The organism is Lentzea albidocapillata subsp. violacea (assembly GCF_900100275.1).
GTDB lineage: Bacteria > Actinomycetota > Actinomycetes > Mycobacteriales > Pseudonocardiaceae > Lentzea > Lentzea violacea.
In genome coordinates this window covers 209,451-224,049 of sequence record NZ_FNET01000012.1, presented here as the reverse complement: position 1 = coordinate 224,049, position 14,599 = coordinate 209,451, and the positions used below count along the sequence as shown (strand labels likewise).

The 14,599-nt window shown below is 67.9% G+C and carries 11 protein-coding genes and 1 pseudogene; 9 read left to right on the top strand and 3 right to left on the bottom strand.

The genetic code is table 11. The annotated features are described in order from the left end of the window. Window positions 1-37 precede the first annotated feature (37 nt). Complete coding sequence (locus BLR21_RS44440; RefSeq protein WP_090009269.1) at window positions 38-937, top strand: LysR family transcriptional regulator; 900 nt, start codon at window positions 38-40, stop codon at window positions 935-937. A gap of 117 nt (window positions 938-1,054) precedes the next feature. Here the strand turns inward: BLR21_RS44440 and BLR21_RS44435 are convergent. Beyond that, window positions 1,055-1,180: pseudogene (locus tag BLR21_RS44435) on the bottom strand (pentapeptide repeat-containing protein); the annotation flags it as partial. Between the two features lie 559 nt (window positions 1,181-1,739). Between BLR21_RS44435 and BLR21_RS41820 the strand changes: the two are divergent. Beyond that, window positions 1,740-2,513: a hypothetical protein gene (locus tag BLR21_RS41820; protein WP_143027878.1), complete on the top strand. Its 774-nt coding sequence runs from the start codon at window positions 1,740-1,742 to the stop codon at window positions 2,511-2,513. A 94-nt stretch (window positions 2,514-2,607) separates the two neighbouring features. Here the strand turns inward: BLR21_RS41820 and BLR21_RS26130 are convergent, their stop codons facing one another. Continuing rightward, window positions 2,608-3,474, bottom strand: a complete 867-nt coding sequence (locus tag BLR21_RS26130; protein ID WP_090009266.1) for a pentapeptide repeat-containing protein — start codon at window positions 3,472-3,474, stop codon at window positions 2,608-2,610. Between the two features lie 71 nt (window positions 3,475-3,545). On the opposite strand from BLR21_RS26130, the gene BLR21_RS26125 reads away from it, so the two are divergent. Further along, complete coding sequence (locus BLR21_RS26125; RefSeq protein ID WP_090009262.1) at window positions 3,546-4,358, top strand: SAM-dependent methyltransferase; 813 nt, start codon at window positions 3,546-3,548, stop codon at window positions 4,356-4,358. Between the two features lie 60 nt (window positions 4,359-4,418). Further along, window positions 4,419-6,584 (top strand): putative bifunctional diguanylate cyclase/phosphodiesterase, encoded by a 2,166-nt coding sequence (locus BLR21_RS26120; protein WP_176929788.1) that lies wholly within the window; start codon window positions 4,419-4,421, stop codon window positions 6,582-6,584. 56 nt (window positions 6,585-6,640) lie between these two features. On the opposite strand, the gene BLR21_RS26115 is transcribed toward BLR21_RS26120, so the two are convergent. Further along, the gene (locus BLR21_RS26115) at window positions 6,641-9,280 is read right to left on the bottom strand and encodes a glycoside hydrolase family 2 protein (RefSeq protein WP_090009259.1); all 2,640 of its coding nucleotides are present in this window, start codon (window positions 9,278-9,280) and stop codon (window positions 6,641-6,643) included. A gap of 151 nt (window positions 9,281-9,431) precedes the next feature. Between BLR21_RS26115 and BLR21_RS26110 the strand changes: the two genes are divergently transcribed. The 5 genes from BLR21_RS26110 (at window position 9,432) to BLR21_RS26090 (ending at window position 14,313) form a co-directional block, all read left to right on the top strand. Further along, window positions 9,432-10,028: a DUF3558 domain-containing protein gene (locus BLR21_RS26110; RefSeq protein WP_090009255.1), complete on the top strand. Its 597-nt coding sequence runs from the start codon at window positions 9,432-9,434 to the stop codon at window positions 10,026-10,028. Between the two features lie 123 nt (window positions 10,029-10,151). Next, window positions 10,152-10,520 carry a hypothetical protein gene (locus BLR21_RS26105; RefSeq protein WP_090009252.1) on the top strand — a complete coding sequence of 123 codons (369 nt, stop codon included), beginning with the start codon at window positions 10,152-10,154 and terminating at the stop codon, window positions 10,518-10,520. Window positions 10,521-10,535: 15 nt separating this feature from the next. Beyond that, window positions 10,536-11,795, top strand: coding sequence for a PPE domain-containing protein (locus BLR21_RS26100; protein WP_143027877.1), 1,260 nt, complete (start codon window positions 10,536-10,538; stop codon window positions 11,793-11,795). Then, window positions 11,792-12,598, top strand: coding sequence for an ESX secretion-associated protein EspG (locus BLR21_RS26095; RefSeq protein WP_090009246.1), 807 nt, complete (start codon window positions 11,792-11,794; stop codon window positions 12,596-12,598). The genes BLR21_RS26100 and BLR21_RS26095 overlap by 4 nt, the downstream gene beginning before the upstream one ends. A gap of 56 nt (window positions 12,599-12,654) precedes the next feature. Continuing rightward, complete coding sequence (locus BLR21_RS26090; protein WP_090009243.1) at window positions 12,655-14,313, top strand: glycosyl hydrolase family 28-related protein; 1,659 nt, start codon at window positions 12,655-12,657, stop codon at window positions 14,311-14,313. The last annotated feature ends 286 nt before the right edge of the window (window positions 14,314-14,599 follow it).

Below are 14,599 nucleotides of genomic sequence, written 5' to 3'. Positions count from 1 at the left end.
GAGAACTGATCTCATTGAGCACTGCGGGTGATGAATCGTGGAACTCAGACAGCTCGAACACTTCCTCGCGGTCGCCGAGGAGTGCCACTTCACGCGCGCCGCGCACCGGCTGCACATCGCCCAGTCGGGTCTCTCGGCGTCGATCCGCGCGCTGGAGGTCGAGCTGGGCGCGCCGCTGTTCCTGCGCACCACCCGCCAGGTCGAGCTGACCCAGGCCGGACGGGCGCTGCTGCCCGAGGCGCGCAGGGCGTTGAGCAGCATCTCCTCCGCCAGGGACGCGGTCGCCGCCGTCCAGGGGCTGCTGCGCGGCACGTTGTCGGTCGGCAGCCTGCAGTGCCTGCACGTGGTGCACCTGCCCGCGGTGCTGGCGCGGTTCCACGAGCTGCACCCCGGCGTGGAGATCAGGATGCGCCAGTCCGGCAACGCCGAGCTGGTCGAGGAGGTGCGCGCGGGCAGGCTCGACCTCGCGTTCGTGACCCGGCAGCACAGGATGGCGGACGACCTGCGGGTGTCCACTTTGTCCAGTGAACCGCTCGTGCTCGCCTGCGCGCCGGAAAGTCCGTTCGCCACCAGGGATTCCGTCGAGCTCGCTGAGCTGGCCGGTCAGTCGTTCGTCGACTTCAACGCCGACTGGGGCACGCGCGACGAGGTCGACCGCACGCTGGCCGCCGCCGGGATCGAGCGGCACGTCGCCGTCGAGGTCAACGACGTGCACTCACTTCTTGACTTCGTCCGGTTCGGTCTCGGGGTTGCGCTCGTTCCCCAGTCCTTCGCGGGAAAATCGGACGTTGTCCGCTTCCTCGGGCTTCGCGGCGACATAGACGTCCCCTTCGCGGAAACGGTCGTCGTCACCGGGCACACCGTCGGCGCGGCCGCCGGGGAGCTGCTGGACATGGTCTTCGAGGCGCGGGCGGGCCGGCTGCGGGTCGCCGGATAGCGCCCAGCCCGCGTGCGTGGTCCGCATCGCCGTGCCGGGCAGCACCTCCAGCTTGCCCGTCTGCTTCGGCGGCGGTGGGTCGGTGAGCGCGAGGAACGTGCCGACCGTCGTGGTGCGGAAGTCGACCTCGCCCTTGAACGTGGCCTCGGTGAACGCGAGGCCGCCGCCGAACTTCGTCTCCGTGATGGTCAGCCGCCCGTGGAAGGTGGCTCCGGAGAAGAGGGTGGGCTTGCGGATGTCCATGCGGGGCAACGTGGTGATGCCGTAGAACTGGGCCCGGCGCGCGGTGAACCTGTTGACCCGCCTGCCGTCCAGCTGGAAGTACTCCAGGGCGGCACCGGTCAGGTCGAGGTCGTAGTAGATCTTCTTCTTGTCACCCCACGAGAGCAGGTCGCGGATCAGCCGCTGCGCGGTGCGCCGGACCTGCTGCTCCCGCTGGTCCTCTGGCTGCGCTTCGACGAAGACCGTGTCCGGGTCGGCGCCGTTCTCGTCCCAGGACAGGTGGCGGAACGGCCGGCGCAGGTACGCGCACAGGACGTCGAGGACGGTCTGCGTGTAGCGCGGCGTGGAGTTCGCCAGCCACACCAGCGAATGCATCGCGCCCACCCGCACCTGGTCGGCCTCGTTGCCGAGCATCTCGACCGAGCGCGCGAACCGTTCGTCGGCGACCTTCTCGCTCTCCAGGGAGTGCTTGCGGTCGTTGAGCCACAACGCGTACAGCGCGATCACCGCGCCGCCCACGACACCCGCGGTCTTCAGGATCTCGACCTTTGAAGCACTTGGATCCCAGAGAAAGAGCCAAATGCCGGAGGCTGCTGACAGGATGATTGCGGCGATTGCGGCCGTAAGCCAGCGCATGACTCCTGTGGCGGCGTCTTGTAGCTTCATACCGCTAGATGGTTGCTCCTGGCTCATCAGGCAGCGTCAACAATTAACAGAATGTGATCTAGGTCATAGTTTTTGTTGGCTTGAGTTGAAGTTTTGCTTCTTTGCTACGGTGCTTGGCGGGGAACGAATTGCTTGTGCTCAAGTTGTAGATCTTGGGGGAATTATGGTCGATTGGTCGATTGGTCGATTCGGTGCTGCGGTCGCCGCAGTGGTACTGCTTATGATTGAAGGTTCGGTCAATGCGTCGGCGAAGCCCGCTGTGGCTCAGTCGACTGCGCCTGTTGAATGTGTCGCCAAATATGAACCCGCGGATGGGCGTGCCGTGGGAGGAGAAGTGGTACTGGCGCTCAAAAGCTACTCGTGTGGCGATGTTACGAGCCAGTGGTGGAATTCAATCAAGCTCTTCAAGGATGCGGACTTCAGTGGCGACTCGCTGACGCTCGAGATCCCGTTTCCTTATCGAGATTGCGATCAAGAAGGAATGCGTATTGATTCCTTGCCGACGGAGTGGGATGCTGTGACGTCTTCCTTTCGTGTGTACAACACGTGCTGGCATTCGAGGTTATACACCGAAGCAATGACTGCGGGCTCTTGTCGCAAATACAAGGATGACGTTTCGTATGTGGGGGACTTCATGAATGACAAAATGATGTCTGTCCGTTTGCAGTCAGTCGAACGTGCCTGTTGAATTGTGTGAATATTGAGTTGAATCAACGTCGCTGACCTTGATCGGGGCGGGCCGATGATGTCATGCCTGCCCCGACCGAGGGTTGCGAATCTAGTCAGTTCCTCCACGCTTCGGGAAGATCGGCTTCCACCGCGAACGTACAGCCGTCCGCCTTCACGTCGGTCCACTCCGAGTCCGCGAACTTGGTCTCCCCGCCGAACTTCGTCTCCGTGAAGATCGCGAGCCCGCGCGCCTTGAACCGGCTGAACCACGCCCTGCCCACGATCTCCGTGTGGTGCATGTGCAGCCGCCCGGTCATCACGGCCTCGGTCACGTAGAAGTGGCCGTGGATCTTCATGTGGTGGAAGGAGTTCGAGTCCTCGAAGTGGGCGACCCGCAGGTAGAGGTCGCCGACCTGCCGGTACGACAGGTCCATGAACTCCAGGTGCGCCTTGGTGAGGTTGAGGTCGTAGATCGGCGGGCTCTCCTCCTCCAGGCGCGGCAGGAGGTCCTCGATCAGCCGCTGCGAGGTGAGCCGGACCTCCAGTTCAATCTCCTCGGGATCGTTCTTCGTCTTCCGGTACGGCTGGCGCAGGTACGCGCAGAGGATGTCGAGCACGGTCTGGGTGTACTCGGTCCTGGACTTCGCGAGGCCGGCCAGCGCGTGCATCGCGCCCACCCGCACCTGTGCGGTCTCGTGGCCCAGCAGCTCGACGGCGCGCGCGAACCGTTCGTCGGCCACGCGGGACCTGTCGTGGTCGATGCGCTGGCTCTCGATCTCCTGGCGCGCCTCCTCGACCTTGCGGCGCCGGTCGTTCAGCCACAACGCGTAGAGGGCGATGATCGCACCGCCCGCGAGACCGCCGGTCTTGATCGCCTCGTGCTTGGGCGCGCGGGGGTCCACGAGCAGCAACGTGCCGCCGACCAGCAGAAACACGCCGATGGACGCGAGAATGGTCGACAGCAGCAAACTTTTCCTCACGAGGTCGGCATTCTGCCAAGGACCGGGGGCATGATGGGCTGGAACGGTCCGAACGCGGGTGGGGTGAGCGAGTGGAGCGGCCGAACTGGGCGCCGGGGGACATCGACCTGGAGCGGCCCAGCGTCGCGAGGGTGTACGACTACTGGCTCGGCGGCGCGCACAACTTCGCCGCGGACAGGGCAGTCGCCCAGCAGACCCTGGAGACCATGCCCGAGTTGCGCGGAGTGGTCCTCAACCACCGCGCGTTCCTGCGCAGGGCCGTCCGCTACCTGCTCGGCCACGGCGTCCGGCAGTTCCTCGACCTCGGCTCCGGCATCCCGACCGTCGGCAACGTGCACGAGATCGCGCAGGCCGCCGACCCGCAGGCTCGGGTCGTCTACGTGGACATCGACCCGGTCGCCGTCGCGCACAGCCGGTCGTTGCTGGCCGGCAACGGTCAGGTGAGCGTGCTGCACGCCGACATCCGCGACTGGGCGGGTGTGCTGGCCTCGGACGAGGTGGACAAGCAGCTCGACTTCGACGAGCCGGTCGCCGTGCTGATGATCGCGCTGTTGCACTTCGTGCCGGACGAGGAAGACCCGTGGGGCATCGTCGGCGGCTATCGCGACCGCCTGTCGCCCGGCGGTTTCCTCGCGATCTCGCACGCCGGCTACGAGGCGGACGAGGAGACGGAGGCGTCCCGGCAGGCCCGCAAGATCTACGACCGCGACGTCACGCGGATGAGGTTTCGCGACCCGGCCGAGATCAGCCGCCTCTTCGACGGGTTCGCGCTGGTCGAGCCGGGTGTCGTCCGGGTGCCGGCCTGGCGCCCCGAGTCGCCGGCCGACGTGGAGGAGTCCGGGAAGCGTTTTCCCGGGTTCGGCGCGATAGGCCGGAAGGCGTAGAGATGACTCCGGACGGCGACCAGCCGTATGCTGCGCGTTCGTGGCGTTAGGGCCGAGAAGATGACCGATCGGGTTGACCAGCGGGTGCGTGAGGATCGCTCTCCTTTGAGCCCGGCCGTACTGGCCGGTGCCGAGGCGTTCGCCCGCAGCTGGGCCACGGCCGTCATCGGGTCGAGTTACGTGCCGATGACCAGGGCCGAGGTCGCCCAGCACCTCCAGGACCTCACCGAGACGCTGGTCGAGGCGCTGTTCGCGACCCCGTTCCGCACGGCACCCGGCTACGAGATCGGCTCACGGCTGGTCGACGCGCACTTCACCGGCACCGACACGCTCGGCCGCACGATCCAGCTGCTCGGCGACGACCTGCCGGCCGAGCTCGGCTTCCCCGGCGACGCCAGGCTGACGTCCCGCCTGTCCGCCCTGCAGGGCGCGCTGGCCGCCGGGTACGCCCGCGCGCTGCGCGAACGCACGCTCGCCGAGCAGGAGGCGATCAGGGCGGCCGTGCTGGACGCCCGCGACCAGGCCGAGTCGATGCTGCGGGCCTCGGAGGCGAGGTTCCGCGCGATGTTCACCGAGGCCGCGATCGGCATCGGCATCGCGGCGATCGACGGCCGGATCCTGGACGTCAACCAGGCCCTGCAGGACATGCTCGGGTTCAGCGTCGAGGAGATGCGCCAGTACAACGTGCGCGACCTCATGCACCCCGAGGACGCGGGCAGCGTGTGGCGGCTCTACGACCAGCTCATCGCGGGCGAGTGCGACCACTACCGGGCCGAGAAGCGGTTCCACCGGGCCGACGGCGAGCAGGTGTGGACGCACCTGACGTTGTCGCTGGTCCGCGACGACCACGGCGAGCCGCAGTACCAGGTCGCGATGATCGAGGACGTCACCGACCGGCACCTGCTGCAGAACCGGCTGCGCTACCAGGCGTTGCACGACCCGCTCACCGGGCTGCCGAACCGCGCGCTGTTCCTCGAACGCCTCGGGCGCGTGTTCAACAACCGGGCCAAGCACGTGCGGGCCGGCCTCTGCTACCTGGACCTGGACGGCTTCAAGGTCATCAACGACTCGCTGGGCCACGACACGGGCGACCAGCTGCTGGTCGAGGTCGGCCGCCGGCTCGACCACTCGGTGTCCGGCGAGGGCAAGCTGGTCGCGCGCATGGGCGGCGACGAGTTCGTGATCCTGGTCGAGGGCTCGTCCGGCGAGCAGGACATCGTGGACGTCGCGGACCGGGTGCTGACCGAGCTGGAGGCGCCGATCCGCATCGCGGGTCACGAGCTGTCCGTGTCGGCGTCGATCGGCATCGTCGAACGGCAGCTGTCCGGCACCACGTCCGCGGACCTGATGCGCGACGCGGACATCACGCTGTACTGGGCCAAAGCCGATGGCAAGGCGCGCTGGGCGTTGTACGACCCGGAGCGCAACGCCCGCGAGGTCGCCCGGTTCACGCTGTCCGCGACGATGCCGCGCGCGTTGGAACGCGGCGAGTTCTACGTCGAGTACCAGCCGCTGGTGCGCCTGGAGGACTCGACGGTCACCGGCGTCGAGGCGCTGGTGCGCTGGCAGCACCCGGAGTTCGGGCGGCTCGCGCCGGACCGGTTCATCGAACTGGCCGAGGAGACCGGCCTGATCGTCCCCTTGGGACGGTGGGTGCTGCGCAAGGCCTGCCAGGAAGCGCGGCGCTGGCTGGTGGAGTTCGGTGACGCGGCGCCGTTCGTGTCGGTGAACCTGGCCGTGCGGCAGTCCCGCGACCCCGAACTGGTGCGCGACGTCAAGCAGATCCTGGACGAGTGCGCGCTGCCGCCGCACCACCTGCAGCTGGAGCTCACCGAGTCGGCGATCATGGGCACCGCCGACGAGCCCCTGGAAGCGCTGCGGGCGTTGTGCGACATGGGTGTGCGCATCGCGATCGACGACTTCGGCACCGGCTACTCGAACCTGGCCTACCTCAAGCACCTGCCCGTGCACGAGCTGAAGATCGCCGGCTCGTTCATGGAGGGGCTGCGGGCCGAGAACGAGGAAGACCCGGTCGACGCGCAGATCGTCGCAACGCTGGTGCAACTGGCGCACGCGTTGTCGTTGGGCGTCACGGCGGAGGGTGTGGAGACACCGGCCCAGGCCGCCCGGTTGCTGCGGCTGGGATGTGACACGGGGCAGGGGTGGTTCTTCGCGCGGCCGGGCCCGCCGGAGAACATCGACAGCCTGCTGCGTGGCGATCTCTAGCGGTCGCTCGACGCGGGCCGTCCCGTGGAACGACCCGCCGTCGTCGCGAACCGCTGCTAGCGCCTGCTCACGTTGTGCCCGGATAGCTGGACGACCGGCTGAGCGCCGCCGAGGTCGGACGTCCGGTACTCGCCCCGGATCGTCTGGCTCTCACCGGGGAACAGCGTGATGTAGTTGTCGCTCCAGTCGACCGGCAGCACCTCGGCGCCGCCCTGACCCTTGCGCAGCGACGCCCGCATGAAGAACGCCACGGAGGTCCCGGTGTTCTTGATGGTCACGCTCGTGGACTGCCTGCCGTTCGTGCTTGGCGTCGTCGTGGAGGTCACCGACACATGGCCGGCCCTCAACGAGCTCAACGACTTCAGGTTCGCGTACTGGGCCTGCGGCGTGTACCACCAGTCACCGGCGTTGTAGTTCAGCGTGTCCGCCTTGGTGGACAGCCAGTAGACGTTGCGGTCGATCTCCTTGCCCGTGGAGTCCTTCAGCAGCAGCCGCACGAAGTACGCGGGCGTCAGGCCGGACGGCTGCGGCAGGGTGCCGACCCGCACGGAACCGTTGGCCCTGGCCGGAACCGGACGCGTCTGGTTCGCCTTCTGCGTTCCGTCGGAGTTGAAGACCGTCACCTGCAGGCTCATGCCCTGCTTGGCTTCCAGCCCCATGTTCACCACGGCGAGCGACTTGTCGTCGTAGGAGTACTGCGCGTGCAACGCCTTGTTGGCCGTCTTGGCACCGAAGTACGAGCCCGCGGTCGCGAGGTTGTAGTTGTAGAGGTGCCAGTAGAGCTTGGGCCACGGGTCGTTCTGCATCCAGTAGATGAGGCCCTGCGCCTGGTTCGCGCCGGTGTCGGAGAAGTCGCGGCCGAACGCCTCGAACTGCGCGCGGTTCGTCTCGTACTGCTGTAGCTGCGCCTTCTTGACGAAGTCGTCCACTGTGGACGGCTTGCCGTAGCGGTTGTCGAGCGCCGTGCCCCAGAAGCCGATCTTGCTGAAGTTGGCCGACGGCGACAGGTGGTACTGCGGCGCGTTGTAGTTCGTCAGCTTGTTGATCTCCGCCTGGCTCATGAACTTCCTGAGCTCGTCCATCTCCGGGATCGCGAGGCCGGGGCCGATCTCCGACGCGAAGCCCGCGCTGCCGCCCTTCTGGTTGTTGTACCAGTAGACCGGCGGCTCCCACCAGTACGGGCCGTCCATCTTCATGCCCGAGTCACCGAGCTGCGGAGAGCTGCGGCGCGCGGCCGCGGTGACGATCGGCGTCTGCCAGCCGGCACGCTTCAGGGCGTCCAGGTAGATCTTCTCCACGTCGGCGACCGGCGCCTCGTCCGAGCCGATCAGGAACGTGAACACGCTGGGGTGGTTGCGGATCCGCTTGGCCTCGCCCTCGGCGGACGCACCGGCGACCCTCTTGTCCTCCGCGGTGAACCCGCCGGTGTTCTGCCACTTCGAGCAGCACTCCCAGCCGGTCATCAGCAGGATGCCCATGCGGTCGGCCATGTCGTAGATCTCGTCGTTCTCGGGCTTGCCCTCGAGACGGATCGTGTTCAGGCCCATGGACTTCGTCAGCATCAGCTCGTCGGCGATCTTCCGCACGTCGGTGCGCAGGAAGAGGTCCGACGCCCAGCCGCCACCGCGGATCAGGATCGGCTTGCCGTTGATCTGGTACTGGAGGTTGCCGCTGATCATCTTCGAGGTGACCTCGCGGATGCCGAACGTCGTCTTCTGCTCGTCCGACCTGGCGCCGCCCACGGTCGCCGTGGCCGTCGCGTCGTACAGCGGCTGCGCGCCCATCTGGTACGGCCACCAGACCTGCGGGTCGGTGACGTTGAGCGTGAACGTGACGGTCCTGGTCTCGTTCGCGGCCAGGCTGACGATCTGGCTGTAGTTCTGGCCCGCGGCGCTGCCGGCGACCGTCGTGGTGACCGCGCTGCCGGTGTTGTTGCGCGCGTCGACCTTCACCGTGACCGTGGCGGTGTTCAGGTTCGGCAGCGGCAGGTCGGACAGGACGTGCAGGCCGCGCACCGAGACCGCGCCGCTCTGCGCGATGTCGACGTCGCGGAACAGGCCCTGGTTGCGATCGGGCGGGAGCTGCGCCCAGTCGATGAAGTGGATCACCAGGTCCTTGGCGGGGTCGGACGGCGACGCCTTGATGGCGAGCGCGTTGTCGCCCTTACGCAGCAGGCTGGTGACGTTGAACTCGAACGTCGGGTAGGCGCCGATGACCGTGTCCGTGCCGGCGACCTTCGTACCGTTCAGCCACACCTCGCCGCGGGAGATCACGCCGCCGTTGAGCTTGAGGAACGTGTGCACGCCCGGCCGCGGGTCGGCCTGGAAGACCTTGCGGTACCACCACGGCACCTTGAAGTCGGCGGGGTTGGCCCTCTTCAGGTTGTCCGAGTAGTTGACGTCCCCGTACCTGCCGTTCGCGATCAGGCCGGCCATCACCGTCGACCGCGCGGGCACGGTCAGCCACCCGGCGTCCGAGTAGCCGGTCCCGGAGATGACGCTGCCGGCCTGCGTGGCGGTGGCACTGGTCTGCATGCGCCAGTCGGGGATGGTGGAGGTCTGTCCGGGGGCGGCGGCCACGGTGAGCGCCGTTCCGGTGCCGGGCACGGGCCCCGCGTTGGCTGAGGTGCCTGGCACGAGCAGGGCCAGACCCACCGCCGCCACGACCAGGGCCGGTAGTGGTCGGTTGCGCAGCATGTCGCTCCTCGACGCATCGGGGCGGCGGCGCTTCGGGGTATCGTAAAGAAGGTTTCCTTTTGGCTGGGGTGACCGGCAATGCGCCCAACGGGTGACGTGGGACACCTCGTTCGCCACCCTGCGTGCCCGGTGATCCGATACGTTGGCCGCCATGCGTCGACTTGCCATCCCGTTCTTGCTGGCAGTGGTCCTGGCCGGGTGTTCAACGACCGAGCCGGGCAAGCCCTCCGCGAGTGATCAGACGGGCTCCGCTCCGACGACCGGAACTTCCACCGGTACCGCCGCCCCGGTGAACAGGCCGAAAGCCGTCGATCTCCAGACGCTCGATCCGTGCTCGCTGATCACGCCGGAGCAGAAGACCGCGTTGGGTCTGAAGAGCGCCAACGCGGGTACTCCGCTCCCCGATTACGGGGAGGGAAGCAAGGCGTGCAACGTGAGTTTCGACGTCCGCACCTATCTCGGCGCCATGCACACCCTGCTCAACGGCGGCGTGGAACGGCTGAAGAGGACGGTCGGTGAGTCCAAGCTCACCTCCCTGCGGGTAGCGGGCTATCCCGCGTACCTCACGCAGAGGGAGTCTCCGGGTTCTGTCGGCGGTTGCGAGGTCTACATCGACGCCAACGAAGGCCAGTTGTTGCTGGTGGACGCCTTCGGAGGGCTCGGCGAGACGAGCGCGACCCAGGACGGTGCGTGTGAACGTGCCAAGGCGGTCGCGGGCGCTGCCGCCGCCACGTTGGCCGCCAAATGACAGTTGAGTAGAAGTACGCACCTTGTACCGGGAACCGGTCACTCGCGTAATGCATCAGAGCTAAAGTCGTCCCAAATGCACACATGGCTCGTTCCAAGAGGGCCGTACTGAGGAGGGTGTGCCGTGTTTCTCGCGGATGGTGGAGGCGCCTCGTCGCCCCCGGAGTTCGGGCAGCGCAAGCTGAAGGTGGATCCATCAGCCATTCCGCAGGCGAGGAAGGCCTTCGAGCAAGCGCTGGCGGAGTTCGAGGAGAAGATCGAGCACTCCGTTCGCGACCTGCCCACCAGGCCGTGGGCCGAGGACCCGATCTCCAGCGAGACGTCGAAGGCGTTCAACGACCAGACGTCCGAGAAGGCGCTCGCCGCGCTGACCTTCTACAAGAAGCAGCTCATCGGCGTCATCGACCAGCTCAAGATGATCGAAGAGCAGTACCGCATGACCGAGGGCGACAACGCGGCCATGTGGGGCAAGCACCTGCGGGACCAGGACTGAGAGGGGGACTGACCGATGACTGACCACCGCTTCCAGGGGTATGCACACCCCGAGCTGTACAAGATGATCAACTCCGGCCCCGGCGTCTCCGCCTCCATCCCGGTCGAACAGGGCTGGAAGCAGATCGCCGCGACGCTGGCCCAGATCGACGCCGACCTGCACACCGGTCTGACCAAGATGGGTGCGGACTGGGAGTCCGACGCCGCCGACGCCGCCCAGGGCGCGCTGTCGCCGCTGGCCCAGTGGGCCGGTTTCGCCGAGTCCGGCGCGACGACCATGGAGAGCTCCGCGCGGCTGCAGGGCGAGTACATCGCCGACGCGCGCAAGAAGATGCCCGAGGTCGTCCCGGTCACGACCGAGAAGCCCGGCTTCCTGGACTACGCCGGTGGGGCGCTGACCGGTCCGCTCGGCATGGCGCACGTCATCGGCCAGCAGCAGGACCACGAGCGGCAGGAAGCCGCGGCGGACAACGCCGCCGCCCAGGCCGTCAAGGTCATGGAGGACTACCAGTCGGACAGCCGCTGGAACTCCTCGACGCTCGGTGAGTTCCCGACGCCGCCGCAGGTCGTGATCGACACGCCGCCTCCCGGCGACACGGGCACCGGCAGCACGCGCGTCGGCTACACGTCGACCGGCTCTGGCGCGCCGACCGGTCACAACACGACCACCCCGTCGTGGACCGGCACGCCGACGCCGACCCCGCAGCCGCAGGTCTCGACCGGCTGGACGCCGCCGCCCACCGACACCACGCACACGTCGTGGACGCAGCCTCCGACGACGACGCCGCCTCCCACCTACACCCCGCCTCCCACGAGCCTGCCGCAGCCGACGCCGACCCCCACGCCGACGCCGATCCCCGGCGGCCCCGTGTTCACCCGGCCCGGCACGGGCGGTCCCGGTGGCCCCGGCACCCCTGGTGGCGGTCGCGGTGGTCAGCCCGGTTCCGGCTCCGGCAAGCCGTTCGGGCCGATGTCCGGCTCGCTCGGCTCGTCCGGCCAGCAGAGCGGCGCGATGAAGCCCGGCGGGATGCCCGGTGGCATGTCCGGCGTGGGCTCCGGTCCCGACGCGCTGCGTGGCGGTGCCGCGGGCACTGGCGCCGGTGCGGGCAAGGCCGGTGCGGCCGGTGCCGCTGCCGGTGGCGGCGCGCCCGGCCAGCGGGGCGAGGGCGAGGACGACATCGAGCACAAGGCGGCCGACTACCTGGTCGAGACCGACGACGTGTTCGGTGACGACCGCATGGTCGCGCCACCGGTCATCGGTGGCCTGCCAGAGTGAGTCTGTTCGGCGCTCCGGCGGAGAGGGAACCGATCACTCTCTCCGCCGAGGAGTTCGACGTGCTGTGGGAACGCATGAACGTCGGCCCCATGCCGCTCATTCTGAAAGTTCCCACGCCTGGTAAGACGCGCGACGAGCGCATCCAGCTCGAGAACCGCGTCTACCAGCAGTTGGACCACCGGCGCCTGGGCAACTCGCGCGGCCTCTCGTCCGAACTGGACGGGCTCCTGCGCATGTTCGTGAAGCCCGAGCGGGAGGCGGACGGCCGCCTCTGGCTCGGGCACAGCCTGCGCGTCCTCGCCGTGGCGAACGGCGACTGGGGCGCGCTGGCGACGTTGCGGGACGACCAGCTGACGTTCCAGCCGTGGGCGGGCTCCGGGCTCGCCTCGGCGGTGCTGTCGGTGCTGCCCGCGCACCCCGCCGGTACGGGTCTGTCGGTGACGCTGCCGAGCGAGGACATCGAGAAGGCGATCGGACGGACCGACGGCTCGCCGAAGTCGATGGAGGCCGAGTTCCGCGCCATCGGGCTGCGCGAGGCCGACGCGAAGGCGCTGGTGAAGATGTTCACCGGGCTCGTGCACACCGGGAACTTCGGCGCGGCCGCCCGCGACAAGTACGGCAAGCGCTGGCGTCCCGAGCGCGTGGTGGCGTTCTTCGACACCGAAGAGGGCCGCTACCTGCAGCAACGCCGTGCGTCGAACGGTCAGCCGCCGTGGAGCACGTTCACGCCGACCGACGCGCGCCGGATGATGCACCAGGTCGACGAGCTGATCACCGAGGCGGTCCGTTCCGCGGGAGTCTGATCTCTGGTTTGATCTGACCACCGCCGCCGTGGCCAAGACCCCTTGGAGACGGCGAAATGAGCATCGACAGAAGGCTGTTCCTGCTGGCTACAGGGGCTGCGCTGGTCGGGACGCCGACGATGACGGGGACTGCCACCGCGCAGTCCTCCGCCTCGTTGTGGCAGGAGTTCGTTGCCAACCCGTACAACCACCCGCAGATCCCCAACATCGCCTACGCCGGCTACCGCACGGGCGAGAAGCCCGCCCGCCGCCCCGTGCGTGCGAACGTCCTCTTCTTCGGCGCCAGGCGCGACGGCTCGGCCGACGCTTCCGCCGCCATCAACAAGGCCATCGAGTTCGTCGGCAGGCTGGGTGGCGGCACCGTGTACGTGCCGCCGGGCCGCTACCGGATCGACGACATCATCCGCATCGGCTACGACAACGTGGTGCTGCGCGGGGCGGGCAGCAGGAAGACGACCTTCTACGCGGCCCGGTCGCTGGAGGAGATCGTCGGCATCAACCGCAGCCGCTACGGCTCGGAGAACTCGGCGTGGAGCTGGTCCGGCGGCCTGGTGTGGGTCTGCCACCGCGACCGCTACCAGCCGCTCGTCGACGCGATCAAGGCTCGCGACTGGCCGTTCGAGGGCTGGACCGGCAACGAGCTGGAAGCCGGTGAGACGCTCACCGCCGTCACCGGTGCCGCGGCGCGCGGCTCGTTCGTGGTGACCGTCGAGAATGGACGGAAGCTGCGCGCCGGCCAACGCGTGTTGCTGAGGCTGGACGACTCCGAGTACTCGCTGCCCAAGCACATGTGCGGTGACGTTCCCGGCACGGCGACCTACCGGTGGGACGACAAGAGCAAGCTCCTGTCGTACTTCCCGTTCCTGTGGCCGGTGCGGGTGGAGTGGGTGCGCGGCAACAGGGTGAAGCTCGCGCAGCCGTTGCCGCTGGAGATCCGCCCGGAGTGGAAGGCCCGCCTGACCACGATGGCGCCCGTCGTCACCGGTGCCGGAGTCGAAGGCATCAAGATCGAGATGTTCCAGGTGCCGACCCCGAAGCACCTGCAGGACAAGGGTTACAACGGTCTCGCGTTCCAGTGCGCGTGGGACTGCTGGGCCGACGACGTGCACGTCCAGGACGTCGACAACGGCTTCCTCCTGGTGTCCTCCAAGGGAATCTCACTGCTGAACACCCGCGTGTCCGGCCGCGGCCACCACCACGCGTACGCGGTGCGCGAGCAGTCGCACGACAATCTGACCGACGGCTTCGTGATCGAGGCGCCGTCCGAACCCTCGCAGGCGGGCGCAGGCAACCACGGCCTGAACGTCGAAGGCCTGTCCTGCGGCAACGTCTGGACCCGCGGCCGCATGGACCACGACGTCTTCGACACCCACCGCGGCCTGCCGTTCGCAAACGTCCGCACCGAGATCACCATCAACAACGTCGGCGCGCACGGCGGCAGCGCGAACGCGGGCCCGTTGTACGGCGCCCGTTTCACGCACTGGAACGTCACCGTCACCAACCAGCGCGCCGGCAACGTCCGCATCGACCAGGTCGCGCCCTGCAGCGCCACCGTGGCGATCTCCGAGGTCCGCGACTTCGGTCAGGTCGACAAGCCGGACTTCACCGGCGAGCTGAACTCCCGCCTGGAGCTCTACGGCACGACCGATGTGACCCCGCGCAACCTCTATGACGCACAACGGAAGTTGCGTCGTTCATCGGGATTTCCTCTGTAGATACCCCGGCCTTCAGGCCGGGGAGGAAACGGACCCCTGCGGAGCAGGGCAAGGGCGGGGCTTCGCCCCTAGAGCGAAAGGCCGTGCTCTGACCCGCAGGTGTGGTGGCTGGCGGAGCGGCTGGTACGGTTGTCGCGCCCGTTCGGCGATAGCCAAGTCGGCGGGTCTACCGCCGGGCTGGTGGGATGTCAGGTCTGTGGAGCTTGTGTAGGACCGTGGGCGGTACACCGTCCCTTGCTGGTAACCCAGGCGGCAACGGGCTGTGAAGCAGAAACTCGACCCGCGA

Bases quoted from the DNA above. Each gene is read 5' to 3' on its own strand.
- BLR21_RS26090 (WP_090009243.1), top strand. From the start codon at position 12,655: ATGAGCATCGACAGAAGGCTGTTCCTGCTGGCTACAGGGGCTGCGCTG.
- BLR21_RS26100 (WP_143027877.1), top strand. From the start codon at position 10,536: ATGACTGACCACCGCTTCCAGGGGTATGCACACCCCGAGCTGTACAAG.
- BLR21_RS26120 (WP_176929788.1), top strand. From the start codon at position 4,419: ATGACCGATCGGGTTGACCAGCGGGTGCGTGAGGATCGCTCTCCTTTG.
- BLR21_RS41820 (WP_143027878.1), top strand. From the start codon at position 1,740: ATGCCGGAGGCTGCTGACAGGATGATTGCGGCGATTGCGGCCGTAAGC.
- BLR21_RS26110 (WP_090009255.1), top strand. From the start codon at position 9,432: ATGCGTCGACTTGCCATCCCGTTCTTGCTGGCAGTGGTCCTGGCCGGG.
- BLR21_RS26115 (WP_090009259.1), bottom strand. From the start codon at position 9,280: ATGCTGCGCAACCGACCACTACCGGCCCTGGTCGTGGCGGCGGTGGGT.